The following is a 14,081-nucleotide window of genomic DNA, read 5'->3' as shown; positions in this document are numbered from 1 at the left end:
CTGCTCCAGACGGTCCGAGAGCCCTATGCGTTCGACCGTGAGGTGGTCGAGGTCCAGGGCGGCGACAACGCACTGGCGGCGCTGGTGGAGGCCGCCACGTACGAACCCTTCGACTGGAGCGAGGGCAGGCTGCTGCGCGCCGCGTTGTTCCGGCTCGCGCCGCGGCGGCATGTCCTTCTGCTGGTGGCCCCGCACCTGGTCGTGGACGACTGGTCGGCCGGCGTACTCCTTGACGAACTGAGCGCCGGCTACGCCGCTCTGGCCACGGGCAGGGACCCGGTTCTGCCCGAACTCGCCGTGCAGTACCCCGACTTCGCCGAGTGGCAGCGCACCAGGCTCGAGGGCGGAGCGCTACAGTCCGGTATCGACTTCTGGTTACGGACCCTGGACGGCGCGCCCACCGTGCTCGACCTGCCCGCCGATCGCCCGCGCCCGGCCCGGAGCAGCCGTCGGGCGGGCTGGACCCCCCTGCGGGTGGACGCCTCGGCCGCGAAGGCCGTGGAGGAGCTGTGCGCCCGGGAGAAGACCACCCCCTTCATGGTGTTGCTGGCCGCGTACGCGGTACTGCTGTCGCGCCGTTCCGGCAGCAGGGACCTGGTGCTCGGCAGCCCCGTGGCGGGCCGAGGGCTCTCCGAGCTCGAACCTCTCATCGGGTTCTTCGTGAACACCGTTCCGCTTCGGATACGGGTGGACCCGCAGCAGCCGTTCAGCGCTCTGCTGCGGCAGGTGCGGGAAACCGTGCTGTCCGCCATGGAACACCAGGACGTGCCGTTCGACCACCTCGTGCAACTGCTGGCCCCGGAACGGTCGACGGCGGCCAATCCGCTGGTCCAGGTGGCGTTCTCACTGAACAACGCCACCAGCCGGGTACGCCCGCCGGCGGGTCTGGAACTGGAGGACTTCCAGGTGGCCGGCCGGTCGAGCCGCTACGACCTGGTCCTCGCACTGGCTCCCGACGGTGACGGACTGCACGGTGAGGTGGTGTACGACGCCGACCTCTTCGACGCGTCGTCGATGGAGCGTCTGGCGGCCTCCTACCTCACCACGCTGAGCGCACTGGTGACAGAGCCGGAAGTCGCCTTGCTCCGCCTGCCCGGGGACCCGGCCGACGCGACGGCGTACGACGGCCCCACCGTCGCCTTCGACGCGGATCTGAACGTGGCGCGTTCGGTCGCCGCGTTCGCACGGCAGGATCCGGACCGCATCGCGGTTCAGGCCCCTGACGGCGACTTCGGCTTCGGTGAGCTGGAGCGGCGGGCGAACGCCTTGGCCACCGCCCTGCGCGACCTGGGGATCGGCCCCGAGCAGGCCGTGGGTGTCCATCTGGGCAGGTCCCGGCATCTGGTGGCGGCGTTGCTCGCCGTGTGGAAGACGGGCGCGGTCTTCGTACCGCTGGACCCCGCGCACCCGGCCGAACGGCTCGCGGGCACGGTCCGGGACGCCGGGGTGACGGTGCTGATGGCGGACGCCGCCTCTCCCCTGGCGGACGGTCTGCCGGTGGTCGACCCGACGACCCTGACGGTGACCGACGGCCCCGAGGTGCGGCCGGAGCGCAGCCTGCCGGACTCGCTCGCCTACACCATCTACACCTCGGGCACGACAGGTGAACCCAAGGGCGTGGGCGTCAGTTACCGGAGCCTCGCCAATCTCGTCGCCGCGCTCGCCCGGCTCGCCCCGCCCGAGGGGGGCCTCGGGGGGAACGTACTCGCTCCGGCCTTCGACGGCTGGCTGTGGTCCACGGTGCTGCCGCTGGCGTACGGGCGGGGTGTGGTGCTCGCCGATCCCCTGGACGACGCGGAATCCGTCCTCGGCGGGTCCGTGGACCTGGTCACCGCGACGCCCTCGCTGCTGGCGGCCCACCCGGCCCCGGCTCCTGGCGCGGGGCCACGAACCGTGGTCGTCGCGGGCGAAGCGTGCCCGCCGGCGCTGATCGAGCGGTGGTCGGCCGGTCGGCGGTTCGTCAACGCGTACGGCCCGACCGAGACGACTGTCTGCGCCACCTGGGCGGACACCGGCGCCGGGGACGACCCGGCGACCATCGGGCGGCCCCTGCCCAACTACCGGATCCGGATTCTGGACCGCTACCTGCGGCCGGTTCCGGCGGGAACGCCGGGAGAGCTGTTCGTCGCGGGCGAGGGCGTCGGGCGCGGCTATCGCAACCTGCCCGGTCAGACGGCCGCGCGCTTCCTCCCCGATCCGCTGGGAAACGGCGGCCGGATGTACCGGACCGGCGATGTGGTGCGCGCCCGCCCTGACGGGACGCTCGAGTTCGTCGGACGGGCGGATCAGCAGGTCAAGATCCGCGGCTTCCGGGTGGAACCGGCGGGCATCGAACGGGTGGCGAGCACAGTGCCTGGGGTCCGCGGCGTGGCGGTCTTCAGTGTCCCGGGGCCGGTGTCCGCCGCGCTCGGTCTGGCCGTCCTCCCGGGGGAGACGGCCGGGGAGAAGCTGGAGGCCGAGGTGCGGAGCGCTCTGGAGGCCGCACTGCCGGACTTCATGGTGCCCTCGCACCTCGTACGGGTGGACCGGATGCCGCTCACGGCCACCGGCAAGGTCGACGAGAGCGCCCTGGTGGCCCTCTGCGAGCAGCACACGCACCAGGACCGGCCGGGCGCGGCACCGACGACGCCGTCCGAGCAGTTGGTCTCGCGGATCTGGAGCACCGTGCTCGCGCGCCCGGTCGACAGCGTCGAAGCCAACTTCTTCGAACTCGGCGGTCACTCCCTGGTCGCCACCCAGGTGGTGTCGACGCTGCGCAAGGAGACGGGCCTGCGCCTGTCCATGCGTCTGCTGTTCGCCCACCCGACCGTGGGTGCTCTGGCGGCGGAACTGGACCGGCTCGCGGCCGAGCGGGAGACCGCCGCCGAGGCGTGAGCACTCCGAGAGCTCCGGACAGAAGCGGGGTCCGATCACCGGGTGCCGCCCGCCGGGCCTCACGTCTGTCCGGAGCTCCAGGCCGGGGGCCCGGTCGGCCGCTCTTCGCCGACCGGGCCCCCGGCCGTATCCCCGACCCCGAAGCAGGAGACATGCCGACATTCGCATCACCCGACAAAACCGTGCTCTCGTATCAGGTGCTCGGTGACGGGGAACCTCTTCTCTGTGTACCGGGCGGCCCGGGACGCGCGGGCGAATATCTCGCCGGACTGGCCGGGACCGCGGGACAGCGGTCCCTGGTCCTGCTCGACAACCGGGGCACCGGCGCCTCCCACGCGCCGGCCGACCCCGGCTCGTACCGGATGGAACGACTGGTCGACGACATCGAGGCGCTGCGCGCGCACCTGGGTCTGGAGCGCGTCGACCTCCTCGGCCATTCGTCCGCCGGGAACACCGCCCTGCTGTACGCGCTCCGTCACCCGGAGCGGGTGTCCCGCCTGGTGCTCGTGGCGCCAAGCACCAGAGCCGTGGGCATCGGGGTGGAGGACTACGAGGAGGCACTGGCCCGGCGGGCACACGAGGACTGGTACGAAACCGCACGGGCCGGGATCGAGGCGTGGACCGGCTCCCCCACGATCGCCGCCAGCCTGCCCCACCGGGAGCAGGCGGCACCGTTCTTCTACGGCCGCTGGGACGAAGCCGCCATGGAGCACGCCCGCTCCGAGCTGCGGCAGATGTCGGTGCCGGCGGCAGCGGGGTTCTACGACGGCATCACCCTGGACACGGACGAAGTCCGGCGAGCCGCCGCCGGTTCGGACACACCGACCCTCGTGGTGACGGGGGAACTGGACCCGTTCCCCACCCCGGCCACCGGTGCGAAGCTCGCCGCGCTTCTCGGGCGCGGCGAGTCCCGCGTCCAGCCGGGCGCGGGCCACTATCCCTGGCTGGACGACAGGGAGACCTTCGCCCGTACTCTCGTCGAGTTCTTGGCCCGGCCCTTGTGACGAGGGCCGTCCGGTGCGGGGAGCCGGCCCGTCGCCCCGCACCGGGTCTCAGCCGATGAGGTCCCCGTCCGCCGTGGCGGCGGCCACCACCGCTTCCTCCAGCTCCCGGGCGAGGTCGGCCAGCACCGGGTGGTCGAAGACGGTCCGCAGCGGAAGTCGGCAGCCACTGATCTGGGACAGCCGGGAGACGACCCGGGTGGCGAGCAGCGAATGGCCCCCGACCCGGAAGAAGTCGTCGTCGGCGCCGATCCGCTCCGTCCCGAGCACCTCCTGCCACACCTCGGCGACCAGCTGCTCGATCGGGCCGGCGGGCGCCCGGAAAGCGGCGGCGCGCACCGTGGGCGTGGGCAGCGCCGCCCGGTCGACCTTGCCGTTCGCGGTCAGGGGGAGCTCCGGGAGCACGGTGTAGGACGCAGGACGCATCCAGGCGGGCAGCGCTCGCTCGGCATGCTCCTCGACGGCCCGGGGATCCGCGCCGGGGCGAAGACAGACGTACGCGCAGAGCTGGGCGTCGCCGCCGGACGGCGTCCGCAGCTCGACCGCGGCTTCGGCCACGTCGGGGTGGGACGCGAGGACGCCCTCGATCTCACCGGGCTCGATCCGGTGACCGCGCAGCTTCACCTGCGCGTCCGTACGGCCCAGGTACTCCAGCCGTCCGTCGGCCCGCCACCGTGCCCGGTCACCCGTCCGGTACATGCGGCTGCCGTCCCCGGCCCAGGGGTCGGGGACGAAGCGGCCGGCGGTGAGGCCGGGGCGTCCGACGTAGCCGAGGGCGACGCCCGGCCCGGCCAGGAACAACTCGCCCGGAGCGCCGGCCGGGACCGGACGGAGCCAGGGGTCCAGGACCCGTACCCGCATCCCGCGCAGCGGGCCCCCGATGTGGACGCGGTCCCCCGGCTCCAGTCGGCCGCAACTGGCCGCGATCGTCGCCTCGGTGGGCCCGTAGAGGTTGTCCAGCGTGAAGGGGAGCCGGGTCGGCACGTGGACGAGGCTGTCCCCGCCGATCTGGACGGAGCGCAGGGGGAGGGGGCCCGACGGCAGGTGCGGGGCGGCCGCCGCGAACAGCGGGGTGGTCAGGAAGGCGACGGTGACGCCTTCCTCCGCCAGGCGCGACCAGAGCCGGTCCGGGTCGAGCCGGACCTCGTCGGGCAGCACGGTCAGGCGTGCCCCGGCCGCCAGCGCGGGAAGGGTGTCCAGCAGTCCGGCGTCGAAGCTGGGGCTCGCCAGCTGTGACAGGCGGTCGTGCGGGGTGAGTTCGTAGTGGTCGACGTACCAGGAGACGAAGTTCCCGATGCCCTCGTGCGTGACGAGGACGCCCTTGGGCTGCCCGGTGGACCCGGAGGTGTAGATCAGGTACGCGGGGTGCCCCGGACCTGTTCCGGGAACCGGTGCCCGCGCGCCCTCGGGCGGAGCGGCCGACACGTCGAGCACCTCGACGTGTGCGGGCCATCGCGGCCCCGGCCCGTTCACGGCGTCGGTGAGCACCAGCGGGCTCCGCGAGTCCCTCAACAGGTGTTCGAGGCGTTCGGCGGGGTATTCCGGATCGAGCGGAAGGTAGACGGCTCCCGCGCGCAGTACGCCGAGCATCGCCGCGACCTGGGTGGCCGAGCGTGGCAGACAGACGCCGATCGCGGTGGAGCCGGCCGGTCGGCGGGAGCCGATCAACCGGGCGACACGGTCCACCTGTTCGTCGAGTTGTGCGTAGGTCAGACGGACCTCGCCGTCGGCCACCGCCTCCTCGTCCGGTCGCTCTCGGACCTGCCGGTCGAAGAGGTCGAGGACGAGCGGTGTGCCGGTGCGGGGCGCGCCGGTGGCGAAGCCGTCGAGTTCGGCGGCCTCGGGAGCGGTGACGGCGGCGACCCGTGCGAGCCGTTCGTGGGGACGCAGGGTCAACTGCTCGAGCAGAGCGGTGAACCGATGGGCCAGCCGTTCGATCGCGTGGCTGCTGAACAGGTCGGCGGCGAAGTGGGCGTCGACGGTCAGACCGCCCCGGCCGTCCGGTCCCGCGGCGAAGGTGAGGTCGAACTGGGTCCGGGTCGTTTCCCTGAACTCCAACGGCTCGCCCCATGCCTCTCCGGCCGCCGGGGCCGGCTCGGCCAGCGTGAACACCGCCTGCACGAGCGGGTTGTGTCCAGGAGCACGGGTGGGCGCCACGGCGTCGACCAGCCGGTCGAACGAGAGGCCTTGATGGTCGTAGGCGTGCAGAACGGTGTCCCGGGTGCGCGTGACCAGGTGCGCGAACGACTGGGACTCGTCCACCTCGCCCCGTATCGGGAGCAGGTTGACGAAGAGGCCCACGATCGGTTCGGTCTCGGCGGACCGGCGGTTCGCCGAGACCGAACCGACGATCAGGTCGGGTTGGCCGCTCCAGCGCGCCAGCAGGACCTGAAAGGCCGCCAGCAGGGTCTGGAACACCGAGGCCTCGCACTCCACGGCGATCCGTCTGATTCCGTCGAGAGTGGCTGCCGGTAGGTCCACGCGGTGGCATCCGGCGGCGAAGGACCGCTCGACGGGGCGGGGCAGGTCGGCGGGGAACGGGAGCGTCTGAGGAGCTCCGGCCAGTTGTCCGCGCCAGTACGCGAGGTCGTCGGCGAAGGCGTCCCGGTCGTTTTCGGACTGCTCCCACGCGGCGAAGTCCGCGTACTGGTAGGCGGGTTCGTCAAGACGCGCGGCGCGTCCTTCGACACGGGACCGGTAGAGCTCGCCGAGCTCCCGCCGGAGCAGGTCCATCGACCAACCGTCGGTGGCGATGTGATGGATCACCAGGAAGAGCGTGTGGTCCTGGTCGTGCAAGGTGAAAAGCCCTGCCCGCAGCACCGGTCCGCGCTCCAGGTCGAAATCGGCGGCGAAGAACTCCGCCATCCGCGCCCGCTGGACCTCCTCGGCCCCGTCGCAGTCCTCGACGTGGAGTTTCACCTGGGCTTCGTCGTCGACGAGTTGACTCAGATGCCCCTCGGAGGTGAGGACGTACCGCGTACGCAGCGTCTCGTGCCTGGCGACCAGCGACTCCACCGACGCCCGGAGTGCCGTGACGTCGACCTCTTCGCGTATCCGCAGAGCCGACGTGGAGTGATAGATGGTTCCGCCGTCCGCGGCCGCCTGGGAACGCAGTTGGCTGTCGAACCATAATCGTCGCTGAGCGGCCGACGCGATCAGCGGGCGGGACCGGTCGGCGTGAGGCATGGGTTTGCGTCGACCGCGAGCACGCAGCCACGCGGTGATGTCGTCGTCGGACGAGTCAAGCGACATGCTGCCCTCCGAAGGGGCCGTTTCCACCAGATTCTTGTGAACGGGCTTTGCCGGAGTAGATCAGTTCAGTTGATCAACTCCCGGTCGAGAGCAGCAACCCCGGCAACAAGTGACCTGCGCCACTCGTCCGGGACGGTACGAGGGGTGGCGCGAATCAGTGGGGTCCGTCCGTATGCGAAGCCATGTGCACAACAGGCGCGGGGAATCGGGCGGTAGGGTCCAGCCCATGATCGGAAGTCAAGGCCGGGCCACAAGCCCGTTACCACGGATGTACTACCTCTGGCTCGCGGGAGCGCTCGCCTCCGTCCTGGGTGACGCTGTTCTCTATTTCGCCCTCGGCTGGGCGGCGGCCACGCACGGCGGCGCCGTGGCGGGCCTCGTCCTCACCGCGATCAACCTCCCTCGTGTCCTGCTTCTGATCGTCGGTGGCACCGTGGGCGACCGGTTCGGGGCCCGGCGGGTGATGATCGCGGGAGACGCGGTGATGCTGGCCGGCACGACCCTGCTGGCTGTCGTCTCCCACCATGTCGGCCCGGCCGTCTGGCTGCTGCTGGCCACCGGCGTGCTGGTCGGTGTGATGGACGCCTTCTACCTTCCGGCCTCCGGCTCCATGCCCCTGCGGCTGGTGGGGAAGGAGGCACTCCCCCGGGCCCTGGCCATGCGGCAGGGCGGCGCCCAGCTGGTGACCTTCGTCGCCGGTCCACTGGGCGGTGCGCTGGTCGCCACCGTGGGGCTCACCGGGACGGCCCTGCTGAACGCGGCGACGTTCGCGGTCATCCTGATCATCCTGATCGTCGTCCGCCCGGTCTTCGACATACCGCCGGCCAAGGGCAGCGGCAGCTTCGTGCGCGACGCCCTGGACGGGGTCGGCACCGGTATGAAGGATCCCGTGCTGCGGGCCGCACTGCTCGTCACGGGCGGTGTCGCGGGCTTCCTCCTCCCGGTCGTCCCGCTGTTGCTCCCCCTGCTGGCCCGCGAGGAGCGGTGGAGCGCCGGATGGACCGGCCTGCTCTTCGGCTCGCAGAGTCTGGGGCTCCTGGGGGTCACGTTCGTGGTGATGGTCCGTGGCGCCAACAGCCGCCCCGGTCTGACCGCCGGTGTGGGCGTGCTGGTCGCGGCCGTGGGGCTGGGCGTGCTCGGCTCGGTACCGGCCGCCGCCGTTCCGTCGGCCGTCCTGCTCGGCATGGGGTCGGGGCTGTTCGCCTCGCACATCGGACCGCTCGTGCTGATGAGCGCGCCCCATTCGCACCTCTCCAGGATGCAGGCACTGCTCACTCTGGTGCAGAGCGTGTCGCTGCTGGCGATGAACAACGTCCTCGGCAACACGGCGCGGCTGGCCGGCCCGGCCACCGCGATCCTGGCCTGCGCGGCGGCGATGGCGGTGACCGGGACCGCCGCGCTCTGCTCCCGGGCGCTGCGGACCGCGACCACCGCCCCGCCGGCCCTCCGGCCGCCCGAGGAACAGAGCGTGACCGCTGCCGCCGAACCGGCCTGACGGTCGCCTCCTCAGCGAACGGTGAACCCTCCGTCGACCGGCACGACGGCTCCGGTGACCTGCCGGGACTCGTCACTGGCCAGCCACACCGCGGTGGATGCCACGTCGGAGGCCTCCACCAGGCGGTTCATCGGCTGGGACTCGACGAACGTCTGCTCGTGGTCCGCGGTGGGCACGTCGAGGCAGCGGGCGATCTCGACCAGCATCCGCCCCTCCAGGGCCGGCTCGTCACGTACCGATCCCGGGCAGAGCGCGTTCACCCGAATGCCGTGCGGCGCGTAGTCGAGCGCCGTGGCCCTGGTGAGGCCGACCAGCCCGTGCTTGGCCGCCACGTATCCCGCGAAGTACCGGTACCCGACCATGCCCGCGGTCGAGGAGACGTTGATGACACTGCCCGAGCGCTGCGCGACCATGGTCGGCAGCACGGCTCGCATGGCCCGCCAGGAACCGCTCAGGTCGATGTCGAGCATGAGGGACCACTCGTCCTCCGTGATCTCGTGCGCCGGACGTCCCGAGGGCGCCGCGATCCCGGCGTTGTTGACGAGGACGTCGATGCCGCCGAACCGGTCCAGCGCACGCTCCGCCGCCGATCGCAGGTCGTCGCCGTCCCGCACATCGCCGACGTGCTCGACCACGGAGGCACCGGCGGCACGGCATTCCTCCGCGGTGGCCTTCAACTGGCTGACCGTACCCAGCGGATACGGACACCCAGGCACATCGGCGGAGATGTCGAGCAGCACCAGATCCGCCCCCTGCTCGGCGAAGGCCACGGCCGTGGCGCGGCCTATCCCCCTCGCGGCTCCTGTGATCAGTGCCCGCTTGCCTGACAGCCGCATGCGCAAATCCTCCCGAGCGTCGATCCGTTGTGCACGCACGGCCGAATCCTATGCCTCATGATCACATCGCTGTCGGGCTCCGATCGACCTGACCACGAGTCAACTCCCTTGCTGCACAAGCCGATAGCGGAACCGCCCACGAGTCGAGGGGTACGGTGCCGCGGCAGCGGAGCAGGTCGGCGACGGCCGCCGCGCCGGGCACGGGGACGCGCCCCGGGACCCGCTTCCTAGTCCGGGCGGGTGAAGCGGTCGAGCAACGCGTCGAGGCCCGCCGCCAACCCCTCCGGTCCGCCCCGCTCGGCGAGCGAGGGCACGCTCTCCCGGAGCGTCGGCAGCTCCCGCGACGACAGGTGGTGCAGCCCGAGCCGGAAGGCGGGATCGGGTTCGTCCGGATCGTCGACCATGGGTTGCAGCTCGACGGACACGTAGCCGAGCACCCAGGCGGAGGAGGCGCGGAAGAGGGCGGACGTGCGGGCCTCGTCGAATCCCGCCGCCCGCAGCAGGGCGAGCACCCGCTCGTGGTTCCGCAGCACGGCGCCCGGCCGACGCGCCAGCGGGACCGCCAGCATGCGCGTGGCGAGCAGGGGCACCGCCCCGGGATGGGCGAGACACACCTCGTACGCCGCCCGGGCGATCCGGTGCAGTTGGGCACGCCAGTCCGCCTCTCCGGCCGCGGCGGCCTCGGGCTCCGGCTCGGCCTCCAGCCTTTCCTCCAGTTCGAGGTACAGCGCCTCCACGAGCCCGTCGAGGAGGGCGTCCTTGCTGGCCGCGTACCGGTAGAGCGCCATCGCCTCCACGCCGAGCTCGGACCCCAGTCGCCGCATGCTGAGCGCCGACAGTCCCTCCTGGTCGACCAGTTCCAGCGCGCTGGCGAGCACCCGCTCCCGGCTCAGCCGGCCGTAGCGCCCGCGGTCGCTGGCGCGCCGCGCCGGCCGCTCCTCCTCGGTCATCGCCTCGTCCTTCACGCCGGCACCCTTCACACGAGCGGCGAAATCGCCGACAAGACGCCTTTCGGACGCATCACACCTATTGCACAATGCGTACGCGTACACCATAAACGTACCTCGCGGTCGGCCCCGCGGGCGTCACGGCACGAAGGTGCTCGCGGCGGGCACGGGCGGACACCCGAAGCGGTGAAGCGGCCCACCGGCACGGGGTGAGGAGTGCGGCCCGCCCCGGCGGAGGGCCGGCCCCTCCCCTACGTACGCTTACGGCTCCTCCCCCACCCGTACGGGCTCCTCCCGGATCACGGCGAAGAGCGCCCGGTCCGTGGGCAGGCCCTCGGCGTCGAAGGCACGGTGCCGGCCGAGGTGTTCGATCCGGCCGCCGGCACAGCTCTTCAGCAGGTACTCCGTGAGCCACACGTCGGGCGTCGGCACCATGCGCGGCAGTCCGAACGACTCGGGCATCTCGTCCTCGCCGCTGTCGAAGAACATCACCTTGCCGGTCCGGGACCAGAGCCCTCGGAGCAACCGGGTCGCGGTGTCGAGACCCGACTCCCGCACCAGGTGGTGCCAGAGGGACAGCAGGAGGGTGCAGTCGGTCGCGGGCAGGAGGGCGAGCGTGTCGGGGCGGAACTCGAGGCTCATCACCGCCACGTTGTCCAGCCGGTTCCGCCGCACGGCCGTCGTCGCCGTCCGGACGCATTTCAGATCGGACTCCAGCGCGACGGAGGGTATTCCGCGCATGGCGAGCTTGATCGGGAAGTAGCCGACGTTCGCACCCACGTCCAGCGCGCTCTCCACCTTGAGCCGCTCGACGACCGGCTCCATCGCCGCCCATCGCGACCCGGTGCCGACGGACCGCTTCGCCTTCCGCACGGGTATGCCCGGGACCGGCTGGTAGATGCCGTCGGGCAGCGCGTCGAGCTTGAGGCGGACCAGGTCGATCACGTCGTCGAGCTTGCGGCGGGCGTCACTCATCGACCGGAGCGAGGGGAATTGCTGGTGGAGGCGCACCCTGCGCGTGGAAGCCTGAGTTCCATCAAATTGGTTCACGGGTACCTCTATCGACTGGCGATATCAAGGGTGCTCGCATTACCATTTCAAGGCGATAATACCTTTCACCTCGACATTCCGCAATTTGACGTCCGCCGGGATAAACCGAAGGCCGACCCTGTCCCGGCGCGACCGCGGCGGACGGCTCCGGGCCGGCTCGCGCGGGTGCGCCCGATCCGCCGACTCCGCCGGTAACCGCACGTCCGGTGGGTCACGACCGAGATGCGGTCCGACGGGCGGCAGAGCACCCTGGGACGGGAGAAGGTTCACAACGCCTACCGTTCGCGACGCGTAAGGAAGTAGCGTCATGCGTTTTTCGGGCTCGCGAACCTCGTCGACCCGGGATCATCTCGACGTGACGAGTCCGGCACCCCGGGAAATATGGCAGAGCTTGGTCGACAAGAGCGACGAGGCCCTGATCACCCAGACCCCGGGATGGCTGGACTGCATTTGTGCGACCGACCACTATGACGACGCCAGCCGCTTTTACGAATTCGGGAATTCCGGCGGGATCGTCGTGCCGTTGGCCCGTCGGCGCGGTTGGCCCGCCCGTCTGATCGCCCAGGACGCCTGGCCCTCCGAATGGGGCATCGGGGCTCCCGTCGCCGCCGGGACCCCCGACCCGGAGCACGTGCGCGCCGTCTTCGAGGATCTGGCCCGGCTTCCCTCGAACCGCGTGTCCGTGCGGTTCGGGCCGAACGCGGACCCCGTGTGGCTGTCGGCGGTGCCGTCCGGCTTCACCGCCTCGCGCCACACCACGTACGTCCTGGACCTCGACGGCGGCTTCGACGACGTCTGGGGGCGGTTCAAGGGATCGGTCAGGACCGCCGTGCGCAAGGGCGAGAAGGCGGGGGTCGAGGTGGAGGTCGACCGCACCGGGCGTCTGGTGCCGGACTTCTACGCGCTCTACCAGCACTCGGTCGCCCGGTGGGCACAACAGGCGAACGAGCCCCTGGCGCTCGCCCGCTGGCGCAGGAGCCGGATCGACCCGCTGCGCAAGTTCCAGGCCGTCGCCGAGACGTTCGCCGGGTCCTGTGCCGTGTGGCTGGCCTCGTACCAGGGCCGGCCCGTGGCGGCCATCATGGTGCTGCGTCACGGGCCTCACGCCAAGTACTGGCGGAGCGGCATGGTCAAGGAGCTGGCCCATCCGATCCGTGCCACCACCCTGCTGCACAAACTCGCCATCGAGGACGCCTGCGCGACCGGTTGCCGCTTCTACCACTTCGGCGACTCCGTCCCCGATTCCTCCGTCAGCGTCTTCAAGGAACGGCTCGGCGCCCACGGCTACCCGTCGTTCGGGTACCGCAGGGAGGTGCTTCCCCTGACGGCGGGCGATCAACTGCTGCGGAGTGCGGTGAAGCGCCTCATCGGTTTCAAGGACGAGTGACACCCGGTCCCACCGAGATGCCCGGCACGGGTGCCCCGCCTAGCATCGGACGTGGGCACGTGGGTCCTCGGTCCGCGAGCGTCGTCCTCGCGGGACCCCGGCGCCCGGCGGGAGAAGCCCGTGAACGCACCTGCTGAACTCCTGATCGACACTCCGGCCGGTCTCGCGCGCGTCACCACACCGGCTCCGCGTGACGTCTGGTGGGAGCTGGCGGGCAAGGACCCGGACACCAACCCCAGCCAGACTCCGCTCTGGCTGGACTGTCTGTGCGCCACGGGCCCGTACCGGGACGCGAGCCGCCTCTACGAGTTCGAGCGGGGCCGGCGGCTCGTGCTCCCCCTCGTCGGCAGAAGGCGCCGCCCGCGGATCCTGGATGCGGAGGAGTCCTGGCCGGCCCAGTGGGGCATCGGAGGGCCGGTGTGCCCGGAGAGCGTGAGTCCGGCGGAGGCGCGCGCGGTCTTCGCCGACCTCGCGCGGCTGCGCGCGCTCCGGGTCGCCGTGCGGCTGCGGCCGGCGGACCAGGCCGTGTGGGCGGACGCGGCTACGGGTTTTTCCCTCGAACCCCACATGACCCAGATGGTGGACCTCGACGGCGGCTTCGGCGCCGTCTGGGAGCGGCGCATCGGACGCCGTATGCGGCGGGAGGTCCGCCGGGCCGAGCGCTCGGACGTCGAGGTCGAGGTGGACCGCACCGGCCGGCTCGTTCCCGTCTTCTACGACCTGTACCGGAAGTCGATCGTCCGCTGGGCCGAACAGCAGCACGAGCCGCTGGCGTTGGCCCGCCGGCGCCGGACGCGGGAGTTCCCCGAGAAGCGGCTGGCGGAGGTGGCCGCCCGGCTCGGGGACGGGTGCGCGATCTGGATGGCCTGGCGCGCGGGTGAGCCCGCCGGGGCGTGCATCGTCCTGCGCCACGGCGGTCACGCCAAGATGTGGCGCAGCGCCATGGACCGGGAACTGGCCCATCCGGTCCGCGCCGTGCCCCTGCTGTACCGGCTGGCGATCGAGGACGCGTGCGAGGCCTCCTGCCGGACGTTCGACATGGGGGAGTCGGCCCCGCGGTCCTCCCTCGCCGAGTTCAAGGCGGGGTTCGGGGCGGAGAGCTTCCGCTCCCCGCGCCTCCTGCGGGAACGGCTTCCCGTCTCGGCGGCCGATCGCAGGCTGCGGACGGCCGTCAAGCGCCTGATCCGCTTCCAGGACCCCTGAGGCCCCCTCGTCCCGGCAGTCCCCTCGTCCCGGCGG

Annotated in this window: 9 protein-coding genes; 5 read left to right on the top strand and 4 right to left on the bottom strand. The window is 71.7% G+C overall.

Annotated features, from left to right (window positions below):
- On the top strand, positions 1-2,874 hold a 2,874-nt coding region (locus CW362_RS25600; RefSeq protein WP_162684227.1), incomplete at its 5' end, for a non-ribosomal peptide synthetase.
- Between the two features lie 152 nt (positions 2,875-3,026).
- Positions 3,027-3,878: an alpha/beta fold hydrolase gene (locus tag CW362_RS25595; RefSeq protein ID WP_103551884.1), complete on the top strand. Its 852-nt coding sequence runs from the start codon at positions 3,027-3,029 to the stop codon at positions 3,876-3,878.
- A 48-nt stretch (positions 3,879-3,926) separates the two neighbouring features.
- Here CW362_RS25595 and CW362_RS25590 read toward each other — a convergent pair whose 3' ends face one another.
- A complete protein-coding gene (locus CW362_RS25590; protein WP_103551883.1) occupies positions 3,927-7,127 on the bottom strand; it encodes a non-ribosomal peptide synthetase in 3,201 nt (1,066 codons plus the stop codon).
- Between the two features lie 226 nt (positions 7,128-7,353).
- On the opposite strand from CW362_RS25590, the gene CW362_RS25585 reads away from it, so the two are divergent.
- A complete protein-coding gene (locus CW362_RS25585; protein WP_103551882.1) occupies positions 7,354-8,622 on the top strand; it encodes an MFS transporter in 1,269 nt (422 codons plus the stop codon).
- A gap of 11 nt (positions 8,623-8,633) precedes the next feature.
- On the opposite strand, the gene CW362_RS25580 is transcribed toward CW362_RS25585, so the two are convergent.
- The 3 genes from CW362_RS25580 to CW362_RS25570 form a co-directional block, all read right to left on the bottom strand.
- Positions 8,634-9,458 carry a mycofactocin-coupled SDR family oxidoreductase gene (locus tag CW362_RS25580; protein WP_103551881.1) on the bottom strand — a complete coding sequence of 275 codons (825 nt, stop codon included), beginning with the start codon at positions 9,456-9,458 and terminating at the stop codon, positions 8,634-8,636.
- Positions 9,459-9,685: 227 nt separating this feature from the next.
- The gene (locus CW362_RS25575; protein WP_103551890.1) at positions 9,686-10,408 is read right to left on the bottom strand and encodes a TetR/AcrR family transcriptional regulator; all 723 of its coding nucleotides are present in this window, start codon (positions 10,406-10,408) and stop codon (positions 9,686-9,688) included.
- 258 nt (positions 10,409-10,666) lie between these two features.
- Positions 10,667-11,380 carry a class I SAM-dependent methyltransferase gene (locus CW362_RS25570; RefSeq protein WP_103551880.1) on the bottom strand — a complete coding sequence of 238 codons (714 nt, stop codon included), beginning with the start codon at positions 11,378-11,380 and terminating at the stop codon, positions 10,667-10,669.
- A 430-nt stretch (positions 11,381-11,810) separates the two neighbouring features.
- Between CW362_RS25570 and CW362_RS25565 the strand changes: the two genes are divergently transcribed.
- Both CW362_RS25565 and CW362_RS25560 read left to right on the top strand, forming a co-directional pair.
- Positions 11,811-12,842, top strand: a complete 1,032-nt coding sequence (locus tag CW362_RS25565; protein ID WP_162684226.1) for a lipid II:glycine glycyltransferase FemX — start codon at positions 11,811-11,813, stop codon at positions 12,840-12,842.
- 120 nt (positions 12,843-12,962) lie between these two features.
- On the top strand, positions 12,963-14,045 hold the full coding sequence (locus CW362_RS25560; RefSeq protein WP_162684225.1) for a GNAT family N-acetyltransferase: 1,083 nt from the start codon (positions 12,963-12,965) through the stop codon (positions 14,043-14,045).
- The last annotated feature ends 36 nt before the right edge of the window (positions 14,046-14,081 follow it).

The organism is Streptomyces populi, assembly GCF_002911015.1.
Taxonomy (GTDB): domain Bacteria; phylum Actinomycetota; class Actinomycetes; order Streptomycetales; family Streptomycetaceae; genus Streptomyces; species Streptomyces populi.
This window is presented reverse-complemented; position numbering and strand designations above follow the sequence as displayed.